The 26,621-nt window shown below is 38.5% G+C and carries 26 protein-coding genes and 1 riboswitch; of the genes, 15 read left to right on the forward strand and 11 right to left on the reverse strand.

Annotation, left to right across the window (positions count from 1 at the left end):
• Window positions 1–110 precede the first annotated feature (110 nt).
• Entirely contained in the window at window positions 111–2,243 is a 2,133-nt protein-coding gene (locus H5975_RS00455) for an LTA synthase family protein (protein ID WP_204784433.1), read from the reverse strand.
• Between the two features lie 134 nt (window positions 2,244–2,377).
• Window positions 2,378–2,638 (reverse strand): hypothetical protein, encoded by a 261-nt coding sequence (locus H5975_RS00460; RefSeq protein ID WP_204784434.1) that lies wholly within the window; start codon window positions 2,636–2,638, stop codon window positions 2,378–2,380.
• 124 nt (window positions 2,639–2,762) lie between these two features.
• Here H5975_RS00460 and H5975_RS00465 point away from each other — a divergent pair, with 124 nt between their 5' ends.
• Window positions 2,763–3,416 carry a histidine phosphatase family protein gene (locus tag H5975_RS00465; RefSeq protein WP_204784435.1) on the forward strand — a complete coding sequence of 218 codons (654 nt, stop codon included), beginning with the start codon at window positions 2,763–2,765 and terminating at the stop codon, window positions 3,414–3,416.
• A 65-nt stretch (window positions 3,417–3,481) separates the two neighbouring features.
• Here the strand turns inward: H5975_RS00465 and H5975_RS00470 are convergent, their stop codons facing one another.
• From H5975_RS00470 to H5975_RS00480, 3 genes are all read right to left on the reverse strand, one after another.
• Window positions 3,482–4,918: a C69 family dipeptidase gene (locus H5975_RS00470; RefSeq protein ID WP_204784436.1), complete on the reverse strand. Its 1,437-nt coding sequence runs from the start codon at window positions 4,916–4,918 to the stop codon at window positions 3,482–3,484.
• 78 nt (window positions 4,919–4,996) lie between these two features.
• Complete coding sequence (locus H5975_RS00475; protein WP_275086933.1) at window positions 4,997–6,307, reverse strand: nucleobase:cation symporter-2 family protein; 1,311 nt, start codon at window positions 6,305–6,307, stop codon at window positions 4,997–4,999.
• 44 nt (window positions 6,308–6,351) lie between these two features.
• A riboswitch (purine riboswitch) is annotated at window positions 6,352–6,449 on the reverse strand.
• A gap of 29 nt (window positions 6,450–6,478) precedes the next feature.
• Window positions 6,479–7,399 (reverse strand): magnesium transporter CorA family protein, encoded by a 921-nt coding sequence (locus tag H5975_RS00480; RefSeq protein ID WP_204784437.1) that lies wholly within the window; start codon window positions 7,397–7,399, stop codon window positions 6,479–6,481.
• A gap of 120 nt (window positions 7,400–7,519) precedes the next feature.
• On the opposite strand from H5975_RS00480, the gene H5975_RS00485 reads away from it, so the two are divergent.
• The 3 genes from H5975_RS00485 to trxA are packed head-to-tail and all read left to right on the forward strand — an operon-like array spanning window position 7,520 to window position 9,515.
• Window positions 7,520–8,413 (forward strand): RluA family pseudouridine synthase, encoded by an 894-nt coding sequence (locus H5975_RS00485; protein WP_239459503.1) that lies wholly within the window; start codon window positions 7,520–7,522, stop codon window positions 8,411–8,413.
• Entirely contained in the window at window positions 8,414–9,208 is a 795-nt protein-coding gene (locus H5975_RS00490) for a TerC family protein (RefSeq protein WP_204784439.1), read from the forward strand.
• Window positions 9,198–9,515 (forward strand): thioredoxin, encoded by a 318-nt coding sequence (gene trxA, locus H5975_RS00495; protein WP_178660661.1) that lies wholly within the window; start codon window positions 9,198–9,200, stop codon window positions 9,513–9,515. The genes H5975_RS00490 and trxA overlap by 11 nt, the downstream gene beginning before the upstream one ends.
• 52 nt (window positions 9,516–9,567) lie before the next feature.
• Here trxA and H5975_RS00500 read toward each other — a convergent pair whose 3' ends face one another.
• On the reverse strand, window positions 9,568–10,521 hold the full coding sequence (locus tag H5975_RS00500; protein ID WP_204784440.1) for a sugar-binding transcriptional regulator: 954 nt from the start codon (window positions 10,519–10,521) through the stop codon (window positions 9,568–9,570).
• 142 nt (window positions 10,522–10,663) lie between these two features.
• Here H5975_RS00500 and deoC point away from each other — a divergent pair, with 142 nt between their 5' ends.
• The 8 genes from deoC to sufU all read left to right on the forward strand — a co-directional run bounded on the left by deoC (window position 10,664) and on the right by sufU (window position 18,370).
• The gene (deoC, locus tag H5975_RS00505; RefSeq protein ID WP_178660569.1) at window positions 10,664–11,317 is read left to right on the forward strand and encodes a deoxyribose-phosphate aldolase; all 654 of its coding nucleotides are present in this window, start codon (window positions 10,664–10,666) and stop codon (window positions 11,315–11,317) included.
• A 24-nt stretch (window positions 11,318–11,341) separates the two neighbouring features.
• Window positions 11,342–12,361 carry an aldose 1-epimerase family protein gene (locus tag H5975_RS00510; protein ID WP_178660567.1) on the forward strand — a complete coding sequence of 340 codons (1,020 nt, stop codon included), beginning with the start codon at window positions 11,342–11,344 and terminating at the stop codon, window positions 12,359–12,361.
• Between the two features lie 18 nt (window positions 12,362–12,379).
• A complete protein-coding gene (gene rbsK, locus H5975_RS00515; RefSeq protein ID WP_204784441.1) occupies window positions 12,380–13,330 on the forward strand; it encodes a ribokinase in 951 nt (316 codons plus the stop codon).
• 343 nt (window positions 13,331–13,673) lie between these two features.
• The gene (rbsK, locus tag H5975_RS00520) at window positions 13,674–14,597 is read left to right on the forward strand and encodes a ribokinase (RefSeq protein ID WP_204784442.1); all 924 of its coding nucleotides are present in this window, start codon (window positions 13,674–13,676) and stop codon (window positions 14,595–14,597) included.
• Between the two features lie 25 nt (window positions 14,598–14,622).
• Window positions 14,623–15,018 (forward strand): D-ribose pyranase, encoded by a 396-nt coding sequence (gene rbsD, locus H5975_RS00525; RefSeq protein WP_204784443.1) that lies wholly within the window; start codon window positions 14,623–14,625, stop codon window positions 15,016–15,018.
• 21 nt (window positions 15,019–15,039) lie between these two features.
• Complete coding sequence (fucP, locus tag H5975_RS00530) at window positions 15,040–16,389, forward strand: L-fucose:H+ symporter permease (protein ID WP_204784444.1); 1,350 nt, start codon at window positions 15,040–15,042, stop codon at window positions 16,387–16,389.
• Window positions 16,390–16,710: 321 nt separating this feature from the next.
• Window positions 16,711–17,940 (forward strand): aminotransferase class V-fold PLP-dependent enzyme, encoded by a 1,230-nt coding sequence (locus H5975_RS00535; protein ID WP_304134173.1) that lies wholly within the window; start codon window positions 16,711–16,713, stop codon window positions 17,938–17,940.
• Window positions 17,927–18,370, forward strand: a complete 444-nt coding sequence (gene sufU / locus H5975_RS00540; protein ID WP_204784445.1) for a Fe-S cluster assembly sulfur transfer protein SufU — start codon at window positions 17,927–17,929, stop codon at window positions 18,368–18,370. Before H5975_RS00535 ends, sufU begins: the two co-directional genes overlap by 14 nt.
• A gap of 65 nt (window positions 18,371–18,435) precedes the next feature.
• Here sufU and msrA read toward each other — a convergent pair whose 3' ends face one another.
• The 3 genes from msrA to H5975_RS00555 all read right to left on the reverse strand — a co-directional run bounded on the left by msrA (window position 18,436) and on the right by H5975_RS00555 (window position 20,673).
• Entirely contained in the window at window positions 18,436–18,957 is a 522-nt protein-coding gene (msrA, locus tag H5975_RS00545) for a peptide-methionine (S)-S-oxide reductase MsrA (RefSeq protein WP_204784446.1), read from the reverse strand.
• 14 nt (window positions 18,958–18,971) lie between these two features.
• Window positions 18,972–19,817, reverse strand: a complete 846-nt coding sequence (locus H5975_RS00550; RefSeq protein WP_204784447.1) for a MetQ/NlpA family ABC transporter substrate-binding protein — start codon at window positions 19,815–19,817, stop codon at window positions 18,972–18,974.
• A 355-nt stretch (window positions 19,818–20,172) separates the two neighbouring features.
• Window positions 20,173–20,673, reverse strand: coding sequence for a flavodoxin family protein (locus H5975_RS00555; protein WP_239459505.1), 501 nt, complete (start codon window positions 20,671–20,673; stop codon window positions 20,173–20,175).
• A 142-nt stretch (window positions 20,674–20,815) separates the two neighbouring features.
• On the opposite strand from H5975_RS00555, the gene H5975_RS00560 reads away from it, so the two are divergent.
• From H5975_RS00560 to H5975_RS00570, 3 genes are all read left to right on the forward strand, one after another.
• Entirely contained in the window at window positions 20,816–22,366 is a 1,551-nt protein-coding gene (locus H5975_RS00560) for an ABC-F family ATP-binding cassette domain-containing protein (RefSeq protein ID WP_204784448.1), read from the forward strand.
• A gap of 242 nt (window positions 22,367–22,608) precedes the next feature.
• Complete coding sequence (locus H5975_RS00565; protein ID WP_204784461.1) at window positions 22,609–24,000, forward strand: SLC45 family MFS transporter; 1,392 nt, start codon at window positions 22,609–22,611, stop codon at window positions 23,998–24,000.
• 84 nt (window positions 24,001–24,084) lie between these two features.
• Window positions 24,085–25,164: a DHHA1 domain-containing protein gene (locus tag H5975_RS00570; protein WP_204784449.1), complete on the forward strand. Its 1,080-nt coding sequence runs from the start codon at window positions 24,085–24,087 to the stop codon at window positions 25,162–25,164.
• 52 nt (window positions 25,165–25,216) lie between these two features.
• On the opposite strand, the gene H5975_RS00575 is transcribed toward H5975_RS00570, so the two are convergent.
• Together H5975_RS00575 and H5975_RS00580 are read right to left on the reverse strand one after the other, a co-directional pair.
• Window positions 25,217–26,089 (reverse strand): SDR family oxidoreductase, encoded by an 873-nt coding sequence (locus H5975_RS00575; RefSeq protein ID WP_204784450.1) that lies wholly within the window; start codon window positions 26,087–26,089, stop codon window positions 25,217–25,219.
• The gene (locus H5975_RS00580; RefSeq protein ID WP_178660932.1) at window positions 26,089–26,526 is read right to left on the reverse strand and encodes an Rrf2 family transcriptional regulator; all 438 of its coding nucleotides are present in this window, start codon (window positions 26,524–26,526) and stop codon (window positions 26,089–26,091) included. The genes H5975_RS00575 and H5975_RS00580 overlap by 1 nt, the downstream gene beginning before the upstream one ends.
• Window positions 26,527–26,621 lie beyond the last annotated feature (95 nt).

A 26,621-nucleotide genomic window follows, 5' to 3' on the forward strand; every position in this document is an offset into this window, starting at 1 on the left:
TTGTTTAGGGTAACGACCTTAACTAATGCTTTTTCGCTATACATTAATTATGTGTCTAAATCCCTGCATTAACAATTAAGGAGGTCACTTCATATTATCTCCCAAATATATTAATTATTATTAGCATCCTGATTGGTAATCTTAATCCGGTTTGAATCGGTACGTGAATGATTTTGTTCAGGAGCAGTTGTTGAGTAATCGTTAACAGTTGAACGGTTGCCATTTTCACTATAAATACTAGTGGATTTAGTGCCTTTCTTCTTTTCAATTGCCTTGGCTTTCTTAAGACCATTAGAGTAGTTATAGTTCTTAGGGTTAACCTTTTTGAAACCTTTTGGAGTATAGAAACGTAGCAAGTTCTTTTCATTGAGTGAGTCAGAGAGACGTAATTCTTTATTAACTAGCTTTTGTTGAGCTTCGAGTCTCTTCTTTTGTTTAGCCGTTAATTTAGCTTCCTTACCCGTACGGTTGTCATAAATAGTACTGTTAACACTGGTGTAACGCGGAGTTACAAAATCATGATTACGGAAGGCAACAGTTTGACTATGCTGAGCGCTAAACAGATCTGTTCCAAACATAATGTACCGTTTAGAGCTGATTCCTAAGAGGTGTAATAAGGTTGGTAGAACGTCAATTTCTCCTCCGTAGGTATGATTTATTCCACCATGACCGCCAGATCCAGGGATTACAAACATCATTGGTACCCGCTGCAATTGGGCATTATCAAAGTCGGTCCAATTATCAGCACTCTTTCCTAGGACACTTGCTAGATTCTTATTTTCAGAATTAGAAATACCATAGTGGTCACCATAAATCATAATGACAGACTTTTTGTCTAAACCAGTTTTTTGCAAGTATGCAAAGAATTCTTGTAATGATTGATCTAGGTAATGGGCTGTTAGGAAGTAGCCATCAACCGTGGAATCACCGGTATTAGTTGTTTGGAAATTTGGATCTTTATCTTCATCATCTAAAGTGAATGGGAAGTGATTAGAAACCGTTAAAAACTTAACATAGAACGGTTGTTGAAGAGTTTGTAGATATTTGATGGAATTTGCAAATAACAACTTATCCTTCAGACCATATCCCATTGCTTTATCACCAGATGTATCAAAATAGCTGGCATCGAAGAAGTATTGAAAACCAAGATTTTTATAAACATTATTTCGGTTCCAAAAACTGGCAACGTTACCATGAAAAACACCACTAGTATAGCCGGCACGCTGGTTTAAGATAGCAGGAGCAGCTTCAAAAGTATTATCACTCCCTAATGTGGCAAACAATGATCCTTGAGGGAGACCAAAAGTACTAGTTTCAAGCATGTTTTCAGCATCTGAGGTTTTCCCTTGACCAACTTGGTGGAAGAAATTATCAAAGGCGTATGTGTCTTTGCCATGATAAAGCGAGTTAAGGAAAGGAGTAACTTCCTGGCCATTGATTTTCTTGTCAATTAAAAACTGTTGGAAGCTTTCCAAGTGAATAACAATTACATTTCGCCCCTTAGCAATACCGTACATTTTAGGATTAGCTGGAGCAAAGTGGTGATCGGTAAACTTTTTAACAGTAAGTAATTCCGACTTCTTGGCGCTCTTACGCATGCTGTTAGTATGTTCAGACTTAGCAAGATCATAACCGGTAAATGCATCTACACCGAGATACTTAACGATATAGGAACGGTCAAAAGTACGTCCTAGTAATTGGGGACGGTTGAATTCAGCGACCATTAAGTTGATACCAAAAAGTAATACGGATAATGATGTAAAAGAAAAGGCAAGGCGTCCACTAATTGCTCGCGGATCAAACTTAATTTTCTTAAAGATCATCAAAATAAGGATTACAACAATATCAATCCAATATAACAAGTCATGGACGTTGGTTAAAGCAAGTGAGCTACCACTCAATCCTTCATTAACCTTGGAATAACCTGTCATTGTGGCGATAGTCATAAAATCTGTAAATTCACGATAGTAAATGACATTTAAGTACAGTAATAACGTATTGAGAATATCTAAACCCATTAAAACCGGATAGAAAAACCGGGAGCGTTTGAAATAAAAAGCAAGACTAAATAAGAAAAGAGTTGTTGCTAATGGATTTAAAAGTAAGATGGTGTATTGGACAATACCAGTAGCACCTAGTTTGAAATCGGTAAAGTACGCAATGAGCGTTTTAAACCAAAAAAGGACTACCAGGAGGCCGCAAAAGCCAATCCGGGTGTCCACAAGTTGACCTATTTTTTTCATTAGGTAATTCCTCGCAGTTCCAGAATTTCGATTATTTAATAGGTAATATCGCCTATTTAGCGAAAATATCAACGATATTCATTTTAACACATTCGGGAAAAAACAAGGGATATCAGTTAAACTGTTGCATAATCTTAATGATCTGCTCTAACTGGCTCCATTAACCAATCAAACTGAAAGAGCTGGTGCAGGTGAGTGTTAACGGGGATCCAAATTTTATTGTGCCAAATATCTTTCAATGAGGCGAGAAAAACTTGATCATGTTGTTTTTTAGGAGATAGAGGGAGTCTTAAAATTTGACCACTTTCGGTTTTGACAATAACATTTTTTCCTGACAAACCGATGATTTGTGCAGCGGCAATATTAGTAGTTGCATTCGCTTGTCTTAACTTCATAAATTCATCCTTCCCTTCATGTAAATAATCATATCGATTAAATATGAAGAAAGTGTGGCTGATTTAGTAAGGTAACATTAAGTTTGGTGTTAAAATAAGCATAAATTATGAAGGGGATGCCATAATGATTAAAAATATATATTTAGTAAGACACGGGCAAACATACTATAATATTTATAATAAACTCCAAGGGTGGAGTAACTCTCCATTGACCAAAAAGGGAAAGCAAGATGCTGTGCAAGTCGCGCGACGTTTAAAGAATACGCATTTTGATGCAGCATTTTGTTCAGATTTACCACGGGCAATTGAAACTTGTCAGACTATTTTAGATGGTAATGGTGCTAATTCAGTAAAGTCACCAACGATTTCACCATTTTTCCGAGAAGAATTTTATGGCGTCTACGAAGGCACTAACATGGACCAAGCATGGTACATGGCTGGTGCACCGCACGGATTAAAAACTTTTAAAGAAATCGTTTCTCAACACTCGATTGGAACAGCAAAGGATTGGCTCCATGATGCTGACCCATTTCATGATGCAGAAAACAATCAACAGTATTGGCACCGTATGGATCAAGGAATTGAACTGATTAAAAATGTTCAAGTGCCAGACGGAGCGAATATTCTTTGGGTTAGCCATGGGAATACCTGTTTGAGTTTGGTAGAACGATTTGGCGAAGGAAAATACGACATTACTAAACGGCCAGATAATGGGAGCTTATCTAAATTGGTAATGACTGAGAATGATATCAAGTTCGAATTTTATAACAGAAAATAAAATAAGAGCGTCTGAGACGTCCAGGAAGTTGTAGTATACTTCCTCGTCATCAGGCGCTCTGTTTTTTAAAGCCCATCACCTAAGTTAAAAGCGATCTTAGAAGATAATAATGTTTGATGAATGAGACTGTCAATCAAGTTAGTGGTACTTTCAGTAATATGATCAGCAGTTTTAATATTTTCATTTGTTAGGAATTCTTGAAGATCACTACCAGTTAATGTTTTAGCCTTTTCATCTACCGAATCTAATCGTCCTACTGCATAACTTTGAGCGTCATCACGGTAGGCATTGACCTCATTAATGAATTGATGGTACTTCGGTTCAATAATTACCGGCAATAATTTATACATCCAATAAGCACTATCCATATTGAATTTATCTGGTGCAAATTTGTAATTTGCAGGGGTATCAATGATGTTGGTGTAGAACGGTACGTATGGACTGTAGTTGTAGAATCCAAAAGCAATCCACTGAACTGCAGCCATATTAGCTGGGACGTCATTTCTAATTTGTAAAATACAAGAGCTTTGATTACGATCCAAGGCAATGGAACGGAACTTCTTTTGATCCTTTTCGTCACCAGATGAATGAGTGCCAAATGGATCGTACTTTGTACCGTTATAATGTGAACTCAAAAAGTATTGGACGTCTTCTATGGCAATCTTTTTTTCCGGTTTCCGACAGAATGGCATGTTTTGACTAGTTGGTTCTTGTTCTACACTTGGATTGAATAGTTTTTGACCATACCAAGTCCGCGGGGTGTTATAGTAACTGTCCGCTTCGTTTTGTGAACCAAAAATATTACGGAAGTTAAAGTCAATTGGATTTGGATTAAGATGGTACTTGTTAACAAAGTCGCGGATGCCTTCAGAATGCATAAAATTGTCATGATCACCAAATTCAATATTTTCGATCACCATGATATTCGGACAAATTGCGTAGGCATCATCTGGTAGCTTTTCCGCAACCCACTGGTGACCACCAGCAGTTTCCATGTACCATACTTCATCTTTATCGCTAAAAGCAATCCCATTTGTTTCGGCAGTACCATACTTTTCAATTAATGCTCCCAGTCGTTGAACACCTTCACGAGCACTGTTAACAAAAGGAAGAACAAGGGTCACCATTGCGTCTTCAGCAATCCCATTTTCCACCAGTGGATCATGTCCTAAAACCCGCGGATTAGTTAATTCAGTTTCAGTAGCGGACATTGCAACGTTTTTCTCGTTAATACCAGCTTCAAACCAGTCGCCTTCACTAGGGTTGCCATTTGGAGTAGCTGTATAACGATATCCGTGACCCTTAACCGGAACTTCTAAACCAGTGTACTTAGACTTGTAAGTTAAATCATAATCTTTGGAGGGGACTACAACAAATTTCTTTGTATTGATGGCCGTGTGCGCATCTTCATCTCTTGCAATAATTGTTGAACCGTCAATAGAAGCTTTTTTGCCGACAATAATTGCCGTACAATCAGAACTAAGTCGATTAAATTTTCCCATAAAAAACACTCCTTTGATTATAACTGTGTATAAAACCTATTATACATCTCAATCAATTAGGAGTGTTTAAAATCATAACTATTTCTTGGATGATTTAAATTCATCATAATTTAGGATCAAGTTTAGGATGACAGCGGCTAGGCTCCCCATAACAACACCGTTACCAAGGATAATTTGAAGTTCAGTGTTGAGGTGCTGGAAAATTTGTGGATAAACGGTTACTCCCAAACCTAAGCCAATGGAAAGTGAAGATACCATTAAATTACTATTTTTTGAAAAGTCAACTTTATGGAGAATTTGCATTCCTTGGATACCAACCATTCCAAACATTACAACCATGGCACCGCCTAAAACAGGATCAGGAATCATCGTTGCTAATGCTCCTGCTTTAGGCAACAGTCCTAAAATTAATAGCAAGACAGCAGCATAGTAAACAGGACGACGGGTGCGGACACCAGACATTTTAAGGACGCCAACATTTTGTGAGAAGGTGGAATATGGGAATGTGTTGAACAAGCCACCTAAAATAGCAGCAATTCCTTCAGCACGGTAGCCACGTTTCATATCATCTTCAGTAATATTTTGGTGGGTTGCTTCTGCTAGGGCGAAGTAAACACCAGTGGATTCAATCATGGTGGTGATTGCCACTAACATCATTGTAATAATAGCTCCGGTATTAAACGTTGGAACACCAAAGTAGAAGAAGCGTGGCAAGTGGAACCAGGCAGCACTTGTCACTGGTTGGGTTGAAACCATTCCCCAAACAGCGGCTGCCAGGGAACCAATTAAGATTCCTAATAGAATGGCAATGGATTTAATAAATCCTTTTCCAAACCGGTTGATAAGAACAATAATGATAATTGTTAGAAAACCGATTACCAAGTTTTGAGTACTACCAAAAGATTTTGCTGTTGCAGTTCCGCCGCCAAGGTTTTGGAAGCCAACTGGTACCAATGTAAAACCGATAACAGTGATTAATGATCCAGTAACAACTGGTGGGAATAATTTTTTCATTTTGGCAAAGAAACCAGCGATTAAGAAGATAAAAATACCGGCACAGATAATCGCACCATACATATATGTAATGCCCATCTTACTTCCAATAGATTCTAGTGGGGCGACCGATTGTACGGCACAACCAAGAACAACTGGGAGACCAATTCCCATGAGTGGTGTGCGGTGTAATTGTAAGAGGGTTGCGATACCACACATAAAAATATCGATAGAAACCAAGTAGGTCATTTGCGTTTGGTTAAAATGTAAAAAATTCCCAATCAGTAACGGAACTAACACGTCACCAGAATACATTGCTAATAAATGTTGAAAACCTAATAATAAATTTTTCCCAAAATTAGTTGTTGGTGCTTCGTGTACAATTTGACGATTCAAAATAATCCTCCCTTAATAAAAAAACGAGTCCATTAGCCCGGACTCGTTACTTCAAAAGTGCTTATAGTCTCATATTTACGGCATGAGGTAGAGACGTCCGACCATATTACGGAATTATATAGGCATAAATATTGTTAGAATTTTAGCATGACTTGCGAACAATAGCAATGATCACTTCCACCAATGCCGATTAAAGACGAACCAAATGGAAAGCGCCATTAAAATTAGGGTAATGATGATAGTGATCTGCCATGCAAAATCATTTTGTGCAAATGGCAGAGACTTAACGTTTTCACCATAAAATCCTGATACAATGGGTGGAATTGCCAAGACAATTGAATAAACAGTTAAAAACTTCATGGTTTGGTTTAGGTTACTATCCAGAACCTTACTGTATGCATCAGAAACTCGTGTAGAAACGTCTGATGTCATTTGTGCCATTTCAAGCCCCTGTTGAGCTTCGACAATAACATCATCTAAATCATTCCGTTGCCGACGGGTCATTAGTTTAGCAAACCGCCGTTTAAACTCTTGAAGCAATGAGACGTTACCTTGTAATGAAGTAAGAATATAAACTAAACCAGTTTCAATTTCCATGAATTCAGTAATGGCTTTGCGTTCAGTGCGGTGTTGCAAATTTTTTTGAATTTCTCGCCGTTGTTGGTCAGCCCTGCGGATGGGGCCAAAGTAAGCCGTTGATAATTGATAGAGAATCGGCAAAATAAAATCAAATTGGTCAGTTTGCGCATCGCGTTTTTTAAGTTTATCCAGTTGTCGAGCAATAATTCCATTTACAAAATTTGTTTGAGCATTTGTAAATGTTAAAACATTATTGGTAGTTAACATGATACCAATTGGTGCAGTTTGTGGAGCCGACAACTCATGGGTAGGAATATAAACATCAAAAATCAGTAATGTAACTCCTGCGTCGGGATCAACTTCTACCCGTGCCTTTTCGTAAGGGTCAATAGCATAGTCCAGTAGCTCTTGGGTCACTTCGTATTTATCAAATAGTTCTTCTCGTTCGTTTGGTAATGGTTCAAAAACACTTACCCAGTAACCATGATCGTTAATTTTAACTGAACTAAGCACAATTTCGCCTCCCATTTTTATAACTCAGGGTTTATTATACGCTATATAATTACAATAATTGAAATGATTTTAAGGAGAAAATTTTTGGTAAAAGCGCGTTGGACAATTGAAGAAGAACTAATGCCAAATCAAGCAACGATTTCGGTACGCCAATTATTACATCAACAATGGCTTCTGCCAAACAGGTTTATTCATTATCTGCGGAGTCGACACCAGATAGAATTTAATCATCAATACCGTTATATGAATGAGAATGTTTATCCTGGTGACAAGGTTACAATGCATTTTTATGGAGATGAGTTTCGAACCGCTCAATCAAATTACCGAAAAACCATTCATCCTCAACTGAAAGTATTGTATGAAAATCGGGATTTGCTGGTCGTCAACAAGCCAGCTGGTCAAAAGACCCATCCTAATCAGCCTTTAGAAACTGGGACATTGATGAATGATGTCGCAGGATATTTAGCTGGTAAAAGTGACGCGGCATATATGGTTCATCGAATTGATCAAGCAACTAGCGGAGCGTTGATTGTAGCCAAAAATCCTGTAGTAGTGCCAGTCCTAGACCGGTTAATTGCAACCAATCAAATTCATAGGGAGTATCTGGCAGTCGTCAACGGAGAAATACCTAATGGGACCGGTTGTTTTGACTGGCCAATTGGAAAAGATCCGGATGATCCACGCAAGCGAAAAGTAAGTGGACTTGGTGCGCAGCCCGCAGTGACCTTTTATCAAACGTTAGGGGTAGCAGATGGACAAAGTCTGGTGAAGTTACGATTAGCAACGGGAAGAACACACCAAATTAGGGTTCATTTAGCCTATAGTGGTCATCCGATTGTCGGTGATCCATTGTATGGCAATGAGCCAGCTTCTCACATGTTATTGCATGGAAGAAGTCAACGATTAGTGATTCCTTTTAAAGGAAGTCTTAAACAAATTTTTGCACCAATCCCTGCATATTTTCCAAATGCTTTGGTAAAATATGATCAGAAAGAATTACAAGGGGGATACTAATTGTCACTTTTAAGTGAACTATATGGACCGTTCTTTGATGGTCATAACTGGTTAACTGTAATTGAATCAGGTCAAGATTGGTTAGTAATTTTATCGTTGGTTTTAATAGAGTGTTTGCTGTCAGTAGATAATGCAATTGTGCTAGCTGCTCAAACCCGTGTTTTGCCAACATTGAAGGAACAAGAGGAATCACTATTTTACGGAATTTGGGGTTCATACTTATTTCGTTTCCTAATCATCGGTATTGGAACGTATTTAATTAATTTCTGGGAAATCAAAGTACTAGGTGCAGTCTATCTTATGTACCTTTCTTTCCGCTTTTTCCGTAGTCAGTTGACTGGTAACAAAAAACGACGTAGAAGCCAGAACAAAATAGCTAGTCGCTGGACAGGGCGCAAAAGGTTCTGGATGGTAGTGGCCCAAATTGAATTTATTGACATTGTCTTTTCAATTGATTCTGTATTGGCTTCTTTGGCCATCTCTTCTAACCCAGTGATTGTGTTAATTGGTGGCTTCATTGGAATTGCATGTATGCGTGGGGTTGCGGAAATTATCATGCGGTTGATGCGTAAAATTCCGGAATTGGAACCGATGGCCTACGTGTTGATCTTTCTGATTGCCATTAAATTATTCTTAACCATTCCAGCAATTGATATTGAAATTCCTTCTGGACAATTTGGAATTTTCATTGTTGGTGTATTTATTGTGACCTTTATTGTTCACTTCATTCGTAACCCCAAGGGTAAAGGTGAACAACCCCAAGTAGATAAAAAGGAGGAAGATCATAATGATTGATGCGTCAGCTGAAGATTTTGATCAACAAACTGGTGGTCCTGTAACCATTGTTGATTTTTGGGCTCCCTGGTGTGGACCATGTAAGATGATGGCACCAGTTATGGAAAAAATGGAGCAAAAATATGGCGATCGGATTAAATTCGTTAAATTCAATGTGGATGATGACAAGCAAATTCCACAACGTTACAAAGTGATGAGCATTCCTAGCCTGGTATTATTTAAGGATGGACAGGCTAAAGAAAAGGTAACTGGGTTATACAATGCCGAACAATTAAGCCATTATTTTGAACGAAAATTAGCTGAATAAAAAACAGTGCTGATGATTTATCACAATGGTGTGATACTCATTAGCACTGTTTTTACATTTCTAACAGTTTTTCCGCACTTCTGATATCAGTAATGAGGACGTTTGCGTAACCGCCAACTAAAGCAGCATGAATGGCGGGAACCTTTTCAATACCTCCTGCTGCCAGGATAGATTGACGCTTGTGTTTTAATTCATCTAATGATAATGAAACAGTTCTCTGAGCGATTTTTGGCGATGCTAATTGACCATCACGGTCAATGAACTGTGACAAAATATCTCCCACAGCATGTTCTTCTAAAAAAGCAGTCTGTTTTTGGTTAAAATAGCCCAACTGAAAAAGCATGGCATCTGGACGAGTAGTTCCAACTGTAAAAAGGGCAATTTGAGCATCTTTTCCTTTTTGAATAATACGTTTAATAAACTGGTCCTGGAGCACTAAGTCACGGGTCTTTTGATTATCGAAAATAACCGGGACAGGAAGAATTTCAGTTTGGGTATGAAAAGCAGAATTAAAACGTTGAGTAATGATACTGGAATAATTGTTATGGGTTGAATTGGAAACTGTTCCTTTCAAATACACTGTTTGGACGTTCTGATGCGAGCTCGGTTGTAAGTAACGCGCAATGGACGCCATTGTGGTTCCCCATGTTAAACCGATGATGTCATTATCGCGAACCACTTGTCCTAAATATTGGGCTCCAATCTGACCAATCTGATCTAAAATGCTAGCATATGAATCGCCGATTTGATCCGCAATTAATACTTTTTGTAGGCCATATTTACTAGCTAATTCGTTTGGCAAATCCGAAGCCTCTTCAAATGGGTTGTTAATCTTGATTTGTACAATTTGCTGATCTTGAGCTAATTGAAGAAGCCGAGAAATTGTTGGACGTGACAACTTTAGTTTTTTAGCAATGGCTGTCTGACTAATTTTATCAATGTAATATAACCTGCTAACTTGAACGGCCGTCTTTAGCTGAGCATTGTTTTTACTAGTAAGTGGCATTATTCTGGCCTCCTTTGAAAGCGCTTTATTTTTACTATTTTTCATTTTAGCTATTTACAAATGTAAAATCAAGGGGTATTATGTAAGCGTATTCAAGAAATGCAAGCGCAACCATTTTGGCTGTGAAGGAGGATCTTAGATTATGGAATTCAATAAGTACATTGATCATACGTTACTAGCACCAGATGCTACTGAAGAACAAGTGGATACGGTTATTAAACAAGCAATTGATAACCATTTCCACACTGTCATGATTAACCCATATTGGGTTGCTAAAACTCACAAGGCACTTGAGGGTACTGATGTAGCAACTGCTTGTGTAATTGGTTTCCCTCTTGGTGCTAACACAACTAAGATCAAAGTTGCGGAAGCTCAAGATGCAATTGACAACGGTGTTGATGAACTTGACATGGTAATGAACATTGGTGAAATGAAGTCAGGCCACTATGACAAGGTTGAAGAAGATATTCAAGCTGTTGTGGATGCCGGACACGCTGCTAATAAAATTGTTAAAGTCATTATTGAAACATGTCTTTTAACTGATGACGAAATTACTAAGGCCTCTGAAATTGTTGCCAAGACTGGTGCTGACTTTGTTAAGTCATCAACTGGTTTCTCCACTGAAGGGGCTACTGTTCACGGTATCGAATTAATGTCAGCTGCTGTTAAGGGCAGTAACACAGCCGTTAAGGCTTCAGGTGGTATCCACACACCAGCTGATGCACAAGCAATGATTGATGCTGGTGCAACTCGACTTGGTGTTAGTCATAGTATGGCAATTATTGGTAAAGAATAATTTAGAATAGTTGGGGTGAAAATAATGAAACGTTTTAACTTAAATCATGCAATGTTTTCAGATGCTAAGTATTTGCTCTATGAAGATGATAACTTTAAAGCAGAGACTTACAAATTCCCTGATGGAATTGAAGCCCTTAAGGTTTCTAATAGCCGTGGATATTTAACATTATTACCATTTTACGGATTAATCGTTTGGGATGCTGTTTTTGATGGCATTAAGTTAAAGGAAAAGGACGGTTTCAAACAACCTCACTGGGGTAATCAAATTGCTGATACCTATGGTGCATTTGAATTTACCTCTGGATTATTAGCTAATGGTAACCCTGGCCCAGAAGACCACCACGTTCAACACGGTGAAGCGGCCACAGCACGGATGGATCATGCTTACTTAGAAGTTGGCGATGATGACTCAATCACTGTTCAAAGTGATTATGAATATATCAAGGGCTTTGGTGATCACTACATTGAAAAGCCATCAGTAACTCTGCACAAAGACAGTGGATTATTTGACATTCGTCAACATGTTAAGAACTTATCTGGCTATGCACCAATGACCCTTCAATACATGTGCCACTTATGCTATGCCTACGTTGATAACGCAGTGATGACTTCTAATATTCCTGATGAAGCCTTCCAACTTCGGACTTCAGTTCCTGCCCATGTTCACCCAACTCCAGAATGGACTAAGTTTACGGATGAATTGGAAAAGAGTGGCAAGATGATTGATAAGCTGGATGATGCTAGTCATTATGATCCAGAAATTGTCTTCTTCTCCAAGGATTTACGGAAGTACACTGACAAAGCCGAATTCCGGATGGACTTAGGTAATGGACACAGCTTCTTAACAACGTTTGATACTGAGAACTTACCAATTGTTACTCGGTGGATTCTCTTCAATGCGGATCAACAAGTTGCAGCTTACTGCTTACCTGGAACTTGTACCCCAGAAGGACAAACTGCTGCTAAGAAGGCTGGTACATTAATTATGCTTCAACCAGGTGAAGAAAAAGACTTCCACGTAGTAACAGGACTCGAAAAATAAATATAGGAGGGTGTTAAGATGACTCACGATATTACAGTAATTGGTTCCAACATGATGGAACTTTCAACAGATATTGACCGGATGCCAAAATTAGGTGAAACCGTAGCGGCACCTAACTTTCACATGGCCTTTGGTGGCAAGGGTGCTAACCAAGCATACGCTGCCTCTCAACTTGGCTCCAATGTAGCGATGATTTCAAAAGTTGGATCCGATATGCTGGGTCGCGAGTATCTAAAGCACTTCAAAGAAAGCGGCATTGATGTATCAGGTGTTAGTGTTGGTAAGAAAAGCAATGGTGTTGCACCTTGCTTTATTCAAGGAAACATGAACAGCATTATCATTGTTCAAGGGGCTAACAGTGAATTAACACCCGATGTTTTAGATGATTACCGGGACATTATTAAAAACTCTAGGCTAATTGTATTACAACAAGAAATTTCTTTAGAAACAGATTATAAAGCCATTGAAATTGCACATGAATACGGTGTTCCCGTAATGCTTAACCCTGCACCTGCTAATGATGATATTGACATTAAGCACGTCGCAATGTGCGAATTCTATTCACCTAATGAAACTGAATTGGGACGACTCACCAAGATGCCAATCGAAACGATTGAACAAATCAAGGCAGCTGCTCATAAATTAGTTGATTTAGGAGTTAAGAACGTTATCGTTACAATTGGTTCTCGTGGTGCATTATGGGTAAATAAGGATCATGAAGAATTAATCCCTTCATATAAAGTTAAGGCGGTTGATTCTATTGGTGCCGGTGACTCGTTTGTAGGGGCATTCTCTCACTATTACACTCAAGGTGAAGATATTAGCACAGCACTTAAGCATGCTAACGCTTATGCAGCAGTTACAGTTACCCGACCAGGTAGCCAAACTTCCTACCCAACTGCTGCAGAATTACCTGCATTACAAAAACAATTGGGTATCGACGTAACCGACGAATTAGTAGGTGCGTAGTTTATAACTAGCGATTGAAGATGGAGACGCAGGACACATTTGTTGAAATGCGTCTCCATTGTTTGTTAAAGCTGGTTCATTATTTCACAATTAATGAGACTAGCATACCTTGGTAAAGCAATGTAAACGGTATCATCGTTTAAACTGTTGAAATAAATTTTTTCTAAAAATTTTTAGATCTGTGAAATCCCGAGCGTATACGTTTTCATGGCGTTTTCATTGTTAAAACGTTAAACCTGTTGATGGAAAAGGCTTGCAAACGATTTCTTGATATGTTAAATTATGATCGTCAACAAAATGTAAAACGATTTACGTGATTTTACTGAACAAGGAGGATTACAGAATGTCAAACAAAATTGCCGTTCTAGGTAGTATTAATGTTGATACGACTTACCACATGGATCGTTTCCCAGAACCTGGTGAAACACTTCAAGCTAACGATAAGTCATCAGCACCTGGTGGTAAGGGTGCTAACCAATCAGTAGCTTGCGCTCGATCCGGTGCTAAAACGTATCACATTGGAATGGTTGGTGCAGACCAAGAAGGTCAATTCATGCGGGAATCTATGCAAGAAGATGGTATTGATACTCGCTTTGTTGGAATTGACAAGATGCATGGTACTGGTACCGCAATGATCACTTTGGATGCCAATGGTCAAAATGACATTATGGTATATGGTGGAGCAAACCAATCCATGACGACTGATGTTTTAAAGGGTACAGATGAATTATTCAAAGATATTGACTTCATCATTACTCAATTTGAAACACCACAAAAGGTTTCAGCAGAAGCTTTCAAGCGTGCTAAGGCCAACGGTGTTACCACTATTTTGAATCCAGCACCAGCTAAAGAAATTGATCCAGAATTATTAAAGTACACTGATGTCATTGCTCCTAACGAAACCGAAAGTGCTTTATTAACTGGGATTGAAATTACTGATGAAGATTCAATGATCAAGACAGCGGAATACTTTAAGAACAAGGGTGTTGATAATTTATTAATCACTCTTGGATCTAAGGGTGTTTTCTACTCAACACCAAATGATCATGGTTTAGTACCAGCATTTAAAGTTAAGCCAGTGGATACTACCGCTGCAGGTGATACTTTCATCGGTGCTTTGGCTTCTCAACTAAAGACAGATTTGAGTAACATCGCAGATGCATTGGTATATGCTCAACGGGCATCAAGTTTGACCGTTCAAAAGATGGGTGCTGCGCCTTCTATTCCAACTTATGATGAAGTTAAAGCAGCACTAGCTGAAAAGTAATAATTAATGAAAGGGGTATTTTAAAATGAAAAAAACTGGAATTTTAAATTCAGAAGTTGCTTCTGTAGTTGCAGGCATGGGTCACATGGATTGGCTCTCAATTGGTGATGCAGGAATGCCAGTACCAATGGGAACTAAGAAGATTGACCTTTGCGTTGATAAAGAATTACCTAGTTTCATGGATGTCCTCAAAAATGTTTTGAAGGAAATGAAGGTTCAAAAGATCTACTTAGCTGATGAAATTAAGGACCAAAACCCTGAACAATTGGAAAACATTAAAAAGGCATTGCCTGATGTTGAAATTGAATTCATGCCTCACTCAGACTTGAAGAAGAACTTAGCTAAAACCCATGCGTTCATTCGGACTGGTGAAATGACTCCATACTCCAACATCATCCTTGAATCTGGAGTTACATTCTAGAACTAAGAAAGAGGTAAGGAAATGGATAACACAAAAAAGCAATCATGGGTACAATTTCCCGATGGTTACCTTAGTAAAACGCCTATCTGGCAATACATTTTAGTTACATTGGTCTTCCCATTTTGGGCAATGGCCGCTGCGCTAAACGATATTTTAATTACTCAATTTAAGACTGTCTTTACTTTAAACGATACGGCTACTGCACTTGTTCAATTTGCTTTCTACGGTGGTTACTTCTTAATTGCTTTACCAGCCGCATCAATTATTCGTAAGAATACTTATAAGACAGCGATCTTAACTGGTTTGACATTCTTCATCATCGGATGTGCAATGTTCTTCCCAGCTTCTCACATGGCTACTTATGGAATGTTCTTAGCAGCCGTGTTCGTTATCGCCATTGGTTTAAGTTTCTTGGAAACTTCATGTGATACTTACTCCACAATGATGGGTCCTAAGAGTACTGCTAACTTACGAATCAACATTTCTCAACTTTTGATTCCAATTGGTAACATTACTGGTATTGTTTTAGGTAAGTACTTAGTTTTCGCCGGCCACGGTAACATGGAAGACGAAGTTAAGGGTATGAATGCCGCTCAAAAGTTAGCTTACAACAAAGAAGTTTTGCAATTAACTTTGAAGCCATACAAGTACATCCTCTGTGCTTTGATCGTACTCTTCATCTTAATCGCCGTTACTCACATGCCATACTCAAAGGCTGCTCCTAAGAAGGACGCTAATGGTGTTGAAGAAAAGAAGCCATCAACTGGTGAATCTGTCAGCTACTTAGTTCACAACAAGCGCTTCATGAAGGCTGTTGGTGCACAATTCCTTTACGCTGGTATGCAGACTTGTGTATGGTCCTTCACAATTCGTTTTGCTCTTCGGATTATTCCTGGTATTACAGACCACGCCGCAACTAACTACATGATGATTGGTTATGCTGCATTCTTCGTTGGTAAGCTTCCTGCTACCTGGTTGATGCACCGCTTCTCAATCACTAAGGTTATGACTTGGTACGGTATTCTTGGTACATTAAGCTTAGTATTCGCATTTACTTACCATGGTACTGCAGCTATCTGGGGTGCCGTAATGAGTGACTTCTTCTTCGGACCATTCTGGCCAACTATCTATGCTCACGGTTTGGACCAAGTTCACGAAAAGAAGTACACCGAAACTGGTGGTGCCTTCATGGTTATGTCCTTAATCGGTGGTTCATTAGTTCCACTTATCATGGGTCGTGTATCTGACCTTTCTGGTTCAATGCAACTTTCCTTCGTTGTTCCTGCAATCTGCTTCGCTTTGATTGCTATCTACTTCTTCAGCGAACACCGTTGGGAAATGGCTCACCCAGACCAAGTTCAAGAACACTAATTGTTCAGTAAAATGATATAATAAAGAGGTTTGAAAACAGGGGTTTCCAAGCCTCTTTTTAATTGGGGGAAAACATTTTGATTTGGATTTATATCATTATTGTGGTGCTTTGCTTTATTATTGGAACAGTATGGAGTTACAAGAAAAACCATCATAAGCAATAATTTAGTATTTAACATTAAAAAGCGTGATTGTAATCGTAAACGACTATAATCACGCTTTTCTTGATGTTAAGTAATATCTACTAGAATCTTAAATTCATGATTGTAGATCAGGAACCATGGACTATAATTTAGTAAGTAGAAAAAAGGAGGAGTAATTGTGATTGACATCAAACAAGTTCGTGCAGACTTTCCAATTCTCAATCAACAAGTTAATGGCGAAAAGCTGGTTTATTTTGATAATGCGGCAACCTCACAAACTCCGTTACCCGTATTAAATACCATTTGCCAATATTATTTAAAAGAAAATGCTAATGTTCATCGGGGAGTTCATACATTGGCAGAACGTGCCACGGAGCATTATGAACGGGTTCGTCAACAAGTCGCTGATTTTATTCATGCGGCCAGTTCGAACGAAATCATTTTTACCAGGTCAACCACTGAAAGCTTAAATGACATTGCACGAGGATTAGGAGACAATATCTTACAACCGGGTGATGAAATTGTTATTTCGATTATGGAACATCATAGTAATTTAGTGCCTTGGCAGGAATTAGCAGCACGGACAGGTGCTAAATTAAAATATATTGAACTTGATAATCATCAGGAACTTGATTTAAATAGTGCAACAGAGCAAATTACTCCAAAAACAAAAATCGTGGCGGTGACCGCTGCTTCTAATGTTCTTGGAACTATCAATCCAATTAAGCAAATTGTTCAATTGGCTCATCATGCACATGCATGGGTAGTAGTGGATGCTGCTCAATATGTTGGCCATCATGTAGTTGACGTACAAGATTGGGACGCTGATTTTGTTGCGTTCTCTGGTCATAAAATGCTGGGTCCTACGGGGATTGGTGTTTTATATGGCAAACAAGACTTATTAAATATCATGCATCCAGTCCAATTTGGTGGAGAAATGATTGAGGATGTTACACGGCAACGAACAACTTTTAAGAAGTCGCCACTTGGTTTTGAAGCGGGAACTCCCAACATTAGTGGTGCAGTAGGCCTGGGAGCTGCTATTGACTATCTGAATAAAGTTGGAATTAAAAATATTGAAAAGCGCGAACAAAGTTTGGCAAATTATTTATTACCGCATCTGCAAAAAATAGATCATTTAACATTATATGGACCACAAGATCATCATACTGGAGTGTTTGCTTTTAACTTGGATGGACTTCATCCCCATGACGTCGCTACCGGATTAGATTTAGAAGGTGTTGCAGTACGGGCGGGCCATCATTGCGCCCAACCATTAATGCATACATTGGGGGTAACAGCAACTGCACGGGCAAGTCTTGCTTTTTATAATACTAAAGAAGAATGTGATCAGTTTATTCAATCACTTGTAGCAGTAAAGGAGTTTTTCAGTAATGGGCTTGGCTAACTTAAGTTTCTTATATAAAACGTTGGTATTAGAGCATGCTAAATCGCCCCACCATTATGAAGCAAATTTGCCCACAAATGGGCATCAAGTAACACTTCATAATCCAACATGTGGAGACACCATTAACGTTTCTTTGCAAATCAAAGATGGTTATTTAAATGACCTGTGTTTTAACGGAAGTGGTTGTACGATTTCACAAGCATCAGCCAGTATGATGACTGATACTTTGGATGGTAAAAGTGCGGATGATGCACAGAAATTAATCCAAGGTTTCCTGAATCTTTGTATGGGTAAACCAATTTCTGATGAGCTGAAGCAAGGCTTACGAGACGCAGCGGTAATGGGGACTGTCGCTGAATTTCCAGCGCGGATTAAATGTGCAACATTGGCTTGGCATGCAGTTCAAGATATTTTAAATCAGCAAAAATAGGATAAGCAAAAAAGAGGCTCACCGTTTAACATTGCGAAACGGTGGGCCTAAATTTAATTTAAAAACTAATCATGCCAATGTGCCTTTTTGAATTGCTCTCGTCCGCCAGCTTCTTGGAGTGCGTACCTTTCAGGATTCTTCTTGTAGAAGTCTTGATGGTAATCTTCAGCTAAATAAAACGGTTGAGCGTCTTCGATTTGAGTCACAATTGGTTGATCAAAAAGGCCACTTGCTTGTAAATTTTGTTTTGATTTTTCGGCAATGACACGTTGCTGAGCATTCTTAACAAAGATTACAGGACGGTAGTTATCACCGCGATCTTGAAATTGACCGCTAGCATCGGTGGGATCTGTTTGGTGCCAGTAAATTTCAACTAATTTCTGGTAGGAAATTTTATTAGGGTCAAAGGTAATTCTGACGGCCTCCGTATGTCCGGTAGTTCCGCTTTTAACTTGTTCATAGGTTGGATTAGCTACATGACCGCCAGTATAACCTGATTCCACTTTGATAATTCCAGGATAGGTGTCAAAAGGTTCCACCATGCACCAAAAACAACCGCCGGCAAAGATTGCTGTTTCGTATTTCATTATCCATTCCTCCTTTAATTTTTACCAAAAATTGGCCATGCAGCTACTTCTGAACCATGATAAGTTTTTTCAATGGCTTTTTTAGTAGCTTCAGTTTGGTATGCTTCAACAACTTTCTTGTATGTTTTGTTATCTTTATTTTTGGCTTGAACCGCAATAATGTTAACGTATGGCTTTGCTTTTTGATTAACAGGTTCTAAATAGATTGCATCCTTTTTAGGATTCAGATTGGCTGCTTCAGCATAATTTCCATTAATGATTGAAGCATCAACAGAATTTAAAGCGCGGGCGGCAGTGGCTGGATCAACTTCCTTAAATTTTAGATTCTTTGGATTACTGGTAATATCATTGAGTGAAGGCTTGATTCCAGAACTTTTCTTGACCTTAATCAGTCCAGCAGATTGGAGTACATTTAGTCCACGACCCAAAGTAGTTGGCTCGTTTGGAATTGCAACGGTTACGCCGTCAGGGAGGTCTTTAATATTTTGATATTTTTTAGAATAAACACCTAATGGCGAAATCACGGTATTCCCAATAGAAGTTAAGTGGGCGTGTTCACGTTTGTTATATGAGTCAAAGTAGTAACGGGTCAGGCAAGAATGCATATCAATCTTTCCTTCCTTCAGTGCCACGTCGGGTTGAACGTAATCATTAAAAGTAACGTATTTAATAGTAATGCCTTGCTTTTTTAAACGCTGACGGACATTATTCCAGACCGGCTGTGAATCGGTTCCGACTAATCCAAGGCGAACAACTTTGTTTTGCTGGGTCGTTCGCTGATGAATAAAGCCTACTAATCCGCCGATAACAATGATCACAATAACAACTAAAGCAATTAATCCGGAATGACGTTTTTTCATAAGAAAATCCTCCTTTAATTAGAAAAGAAAAAACGTCCCTAGGAATAAAATTTTATTCCTAGGGACGTTGATCACGTGTTACCACCCTAATTTAGTATCTGCAGAAGACACCCTCAGCCACTTCACCAATTACTCAGTAAAGTGAGGCATTGAATAACGGTTGCCATACCGTAGTTAATTTGCAGAAGCTCATTAACTAGATTTACTAAAGACCATCTTCATCAACTATTTCAGGATCACTTTGCAGCAATTAAGTGACTCTCTGGACGAGAAATAAGAGATTACTCATCTTTTCTAATCATTTTTTAATTTAATTGTCATTATAATAAAAGATTAGTTCATGCTTGTCAACATTTTAAAAAGAATTTCCTAGTTCGTATGCCACTTCTGGATAGAAACGTAAATGATCAGGGCCGGTAACTTTCCCAGCGAGCACTTGTCCTCCAAAGCGCCAACCCAGGTCATCAAAAATTTCTTTAAATTCAGATTTAACATTGTCAAAATTATCAGTATCGGCAACCGCTATTAAAACCGCAGTTTTTTCTTGATGCAATTCTTTAGTCCAGAATTGCATGTAGTCAATCACTGTTTTCATTTGAGCTGACATCCCAAATAGGTATAATGGAGTCGAAAAAACGATTGTGTTCGCTTTAACCATGTCGCTTTTTAGCTGATTAAGGCGTGCGTTGTCGATTTGAAATTGATTATTACTGTCTACTGATAACATCGGGAGCGGATCCAAGCCAGCGTCAAATTGAATAACTTGCTGACCGGCATCTTGCGCACCATCACTAAATCGATTAGTAATTGCATGAACAGCACCATTTTTTAGTGGACTGCCGTTAATAATTAACATACACACCGTAGTTCCCTCCTATTTATAGATTGCTAAATGTTCTAACATATATCTTAGCACTTATCTTAAAAATATGTTGTTTTCTTTAACATAAATTGGTATGATTAAAAGTATTTGAAAAAATAATAGGACGTGAAATAAGATGGCAATTCTTGATGTCTCAGGATTAACAATGAGTTTTGCTGATAAAAAATTATACGAGGACGCCAGTTTCCAACTAGAAAGAGGCGAACACATGGGAGTGGTTGGCCAAAATGGTGCTGGTAAATCTACTCTGATTAAAATCCTAATCGGTAAAGAGCTTCCCGTTGACGGGCAGATTAAGTGGCAGAAAAACACCAAAATTGGTTACTTAGATCAATATGTTGATATCCCACATGGAATGACATTGATTGAGTTTCTCCATACAGCTTTTGCAGATCTATATCGCATTAATGAACAAATGAATCGGTTATATGCTGATTATGCTAGTAAGATGGAAGACGATCTTCTTACTAAAGCAGGACGATTGCAGGAAAAACTAGATGCAAATCATTTTTACGATATTGAGACTGAAATCGAGCGGGTGATGTCTGGATTAGGTTTAAATGAAATTGGTAAAGACCATGTTGTTTCTGAAATGAGTGGTGGACAACGGTCTAAAATTATTTTGGCCAAAATGCTTTTGGAAAAACCGGACGTCATCCTACTTGATGAACCGACCAACTATCTAGATACTGCTCATATTGAATGGTTGATTGATTATTTAAACAGCTTCGATGGGGCAGCAATGATTATTTCCCATGATTATGACTTTTTAGAGCGGGTTACTAATAGTATTGTCGATGTTGCTTTTGGTAAAATCACCAAGTACCGTGGCAGTTTCAAACAGGCGATGCGTCAAAAGAAAGAACGCAAAGAAACGCAACAGCGGGAATATGAAAAGCAGCAAGAGGAAATTGAGAAGGCGGAACGATTTATCCGTAAAAATAAGGCTGGGTCTAAATCAAATTTGGCTAAGTCACGTGAAAAGATGCTGGCACGAATGGAGCGCATCGATCCCCCTACAGATAATTTAAAAGCAGCTTTTAAATTTCCATATGAAAATACGGGATCTGCTAATGCATTACGCGTGAATGAACTATCTGTTGGGTATGGTCATCCACTTCTCAAACCAGTTACTTTTTCAGTAACGATGGGTGAAAAATTACTGTTTACGGGATTTAATGGTGTTGGTAAATCAACATTGATCAAGTCGATACTAGGTAAGATTCCTGCATTATCAGGAAATGCAGAGTTTTCACCGTCAGCAATTGTTAATTACTTTGATCAGGATTTGGAATGGGATGATCCGAGTCTAACCCCATTACAGACAATTCAAAACCTGTTTCCTACTATGATGCCGAAAACGATTCGACAACGATTAGCGCGAGCAGGAATTAACGCTGCCAATACTCAAAAGCCGCTTCACTTATTATCTGGTGGGGAACAAACCAAAGTTAAGTTGGCGATTCTTGAATTAACGCCAAGCAACTTTTTAATTATGGATGAACCAACAAACCACCTTGATGATGAGACCAAGGAAGGGCTTAAGAAAGCTCTACAACAGTTTCCGGGGAATTTAATATTGGTCAGCCACGAAGCTAGCTTTACGAATGGTTGGTTTGATAAAGTATTAAACGTTGAAAAATTGAGTTTAAAAGAGCAGATGTAAGGTCACGTGAGTGGCGGGGTACACCTGCTTTTTTGATTGCATTATATAAATTAGCAGAAAAATGTAAACGTTTACGCAAAAATGGTTGCAAATTGGTAAAAAGGTGCTAAGATGAGAATTGTAGTTAATGTAAACGTTTACAGAAGCAAGTTGTCTAAAGAAGTTAATTTTTCATCATTTGCAATTATTATTTTTTGAAAAACATAGTTTCCAGTTTTGTTTAAGGGAGTGTAATCATGGATATGACACACAAGGGGAATCAAACCCATCTGGAACAACCTGTTAAAAAAGCACGGGTAGACCTAGATGCAGGTTTACCAGATTTATCCAAGCGGGTAATTTTTGCAATCACCTTTGGCTTTCTCGGTATTAACATGGGCTTTTCGTTACAAAGTTCTCAAATGAGCCGGATATTCCAGTCAATCGGTGCAAACCCTAATAGTTTAGGTTTCTTCTTCATTTTTCCACCATTAATGGGAATGGTTGTTCAACCACTGATTGGTAAATATTCTGATCGGACATGGAACCGTTTTGGTCGGCGGATGCCTTACTTACTATTTGGTGCACCAATTGCTGCATTAGTTTTATTGATGCTACCATTTTCAGGTTCATTTGGTTTTGGATATGGATCAATGGCCGCAATGGTTTTTGCTGCCTGTGCGGTATGCTTCATGGATTTGTTTAATAACATTTGTATGCAACCATTCCGGATGATTGTTGGTGATATGGTCAACAATAAGCAAAAGAACTTTGCATGGTCCTGGCAACAAATCTTCTTCAACACTGGTGGGATCTTAGCTTCACTCTTACCATTTATCTTTACTGCTTTTGGAATGCACAATACAGCTAAGAAGGGTGTTGTACCAAATACTGTTATTTGGGCATACATTGTGGCTGCGGCAGTCTTATTAATTACTAGTATGTGGACTGTCTTTAACGTTAAAGAATATGATCCAGCAACATATGCTAAATACCATGGAATTGATCCAGCGGCTAATAAGAAGGCTGTTTCACTATGGTATTTGTTACGGACCGCACCTAAGGCCTTCTATGAAATTTGTTTAGTTCAATTCTTTAGTTGGGTTGGTGTAATGTATGTCTGGACATATTCTACTGGAACGCTGGCTAAGAACGTTTGGGGAACTACCAACCCAACGAGCGCTGGTTTCCAGGCTGCCGGAAACTGGTATGGTGTATTAACAGCCATCCTAAGCGTTGCCGGGATTTGTTGGGGATTCTTATACTCCAAGTCAAAAGCTAATGATCGGAAGAAATGGTACACATTAGGGCTCACACTTGGTGGCTTAGGTTTAATCTTAGTATCATTTGCACAAAACCAAGCATTAACGATTGTTGCATTTATTCTCTTTGGTATTTCATACTTTACCATTCACACCATTCCATTTACTCTGTTGACTTCATCACTCAACGGTGAAAATGAAGGTGCTTATATGGGACTATTTAATATTGGAATTTGTTTACCACAAATTGCTGCATCACTGCTTAGCTTCATCATTTTTCCACTCACTGGAAAGAACCAACCAACAATGATGCTGATCGCCGGAATTTCATTAATTATCGGTGCTTTGCTGGTTCGTCAAATTCATGAAGGTGTGGCTGCTAAAGCTGATTAACAAGTTTAAAATGGAAGTTCAAGACGGCTGGTTGTTGTCCTGGACTTTTTGTATAATAAAGGAAAATGATAAGGACGAATTGAAATGACTAACCAGCGAATTAAAATTTTTTCCCATAATGATTTAGACGGGTTTGGAGCACCTTTTATATTAAAAGAGGTCCAGTCAGTGATGTTCCCAGAAGTGGACTTTGATATTACAAACATTGGGGCTGGTAAAATTGATGAAGAACTAGACTATTGGTTCACACACACTGATTTAGGTGCTTATTCTGATCTTTACATTATGGATATGACTCCAGATAGTGAACACACTTTTAATGAATTAAACCAGCATTTTGCTAATCATTGGCTGATTTTTGATCATCATGAAACTGAAGCTGATGCTCGGCAAAAATATTCGGCAAATGCTGTTACAGTAAATAGTGATCAAGAGCAGAGTGCCACTAGTTTGGTATGGCATTGGCTCAAAAACCAACCACGGTTTAGCAAACTAAGTGCTGAGTATCAATCTCAATTAGGGGTTGTGGTCGAATTAATTCGTGCTTATGATACGTGGGACTGGCAAAATGATCCGACGTTGGCTTCAGAGATTAAAACGGGAGCTGATGAATTAGATCAGTTGTTTTGGTTCTATCCAATTGATTATTCTGCTCAATTTATTCAAAAAGTCTTACATGATGGTTGGGAAAAATATCGCCAAGCAAATCAGTTGTTAATTCAAACTTTAAATGATCGCCGTACGCATTATCTTCACCATCATTTAAAGGACGTTCTGATTGATGAACTGGATGGACATCGCTGGGGATTTGTATATGCGGATGATTATAAATCAGAGATTGCACATCAATTATTGCAAGAGCATCCGGATGCTGAGGCTGCCATGGTAATTAGTCCAAAGAGTGTCTCATTGCGAAGCAACGGTAAGTTAGATGTTGCTCAATTTGCTGAAAAATACTTTCATGGCGGTGGCCATGCAGAAGCTGCAGGAGGACGAATTGATATCAACATGATTCAAGTGGGTGAACAGGCCGTTATCGATCATGTTAAAGAGGCCATCCACAGTTCACAACAAGAGGCTAAAGCCCAGCAAGATACGTTGGCAGATAATATTGATCCAGCAGTAGCTGATAAATTGGCCGCATTATTTGGCAAAAAAGAATAGGGAACAAAAAAAGAAGTCGCTAGCGACTTCTTTTTTTGTCCCCTTTAAGCTTTTAATAGATTATTTTTTCTTTACCATAGTGGTCATGCAAGAATTTAGCCATATCAGTAGGCGTCATACCAGTTAACCTGTGAAAATCATTACTGGTTTCCTTCATTAAACCACGTTGACCAGCTTCATACATTGATGCTAGTTCAGCACCACCGTCATTTTGATAGATTCTACCAAATTGTTCTACAGTTACAGGACGATAGGAAATACTGTGGCCAGTCACTTCAGTCATCAATTGAGCCAATTCAACCATATTGTAGTTTTGGGGCATAGATAATAAATAACTTTGCCCATGCCCGCGTAATGCTGGTTCAGTAGCTAAGCGGGCAATCGCTTCTGCGCTGTCATCATGACTGATGAAACTGAGTGGTTGATCACCAACTGGATAAATGACATGTCCCCGTTCAATTAATTCAGGTAGGTAAGGAATCAGTGGATCTGCATAGATTGTGTTTCGAACGTAAGCATACGCCAAACCACTACCAGCTAACCGCCGAGGAACGTACGCGTAGAATGGTGACATTTGAAAAGTATTGTTAACCTGGTCGGCAAAGAAACTAACAAAAATAAAGTTTTCAATGTGATTTCTTTGAGCACCAGTAAGAACATTTTCAAATTCTTGGACACGTCTAGTTAAATCATAAGTAATGCTTGGAATATATACTAAGACATCAACATTTTGAAAACTTTGATCGATTGTTGATGAATCAAAGTAGTCTAAATGACTAATTTCCAAACCAGTGTTTTCAAATAAAGATGCCTTCTTCATATTATGAATGCCAACTCGGACTTCTGTTTCATCGACATATTTTCTTAAATGAGTAACCACTTTTTGTCCTAAGTGACCACTTGCACCAGTAATTAAATATTTCATTATTTATCCTCCTTTTTTGACTGTTCAACTAGGATATCGTTAATGACGTCATCTAGCGTGATCCGTGCTAACCGGCCCATTGCGGCGTTTTGAGTTTCCTGATAATACCTACCTAAGACCTTTTGAATATTACCACCAACGATACACTGAGGATTAGTTTTAGGATCGACACTAAAAAGCTGTTTATGACCTTCTACAGCGTAGTAAACATCGAGTAGAGAAATTTCACTTGGATCCTTGGCTAAATGAGGATTTGGCGATCCATGAGTAGTGCTAATCAATGATGCTTTTTGGAGGGCACCCATGATTCTGCGAACTACAACTGGAGATGTCATTACACTAGCAGCGATGTTTTCGCTTGATAATTTGGTATCTTGATAGATATTCAAGAAAGCCAAGATATGAATTGCATCACTGAATCTTGTAGAGATTTTCAATTTTATCCTCCTTTTTATAATTGCTTTAGTATGAATATGCATTAATTATATAATGCTTATTGTAACTAATCAAATTACATAAATAAAAAACATTT

Source organism: Limosilactobacillus coleohominis, from assembly GCF_016901675.1.
Classification (GTDB): Bacteria; Bacillota; Bacilli; order Lactobacillales; family Lactobacillaceae; genus Limosilactobacillus; species Limosilactobacillus intestinavium.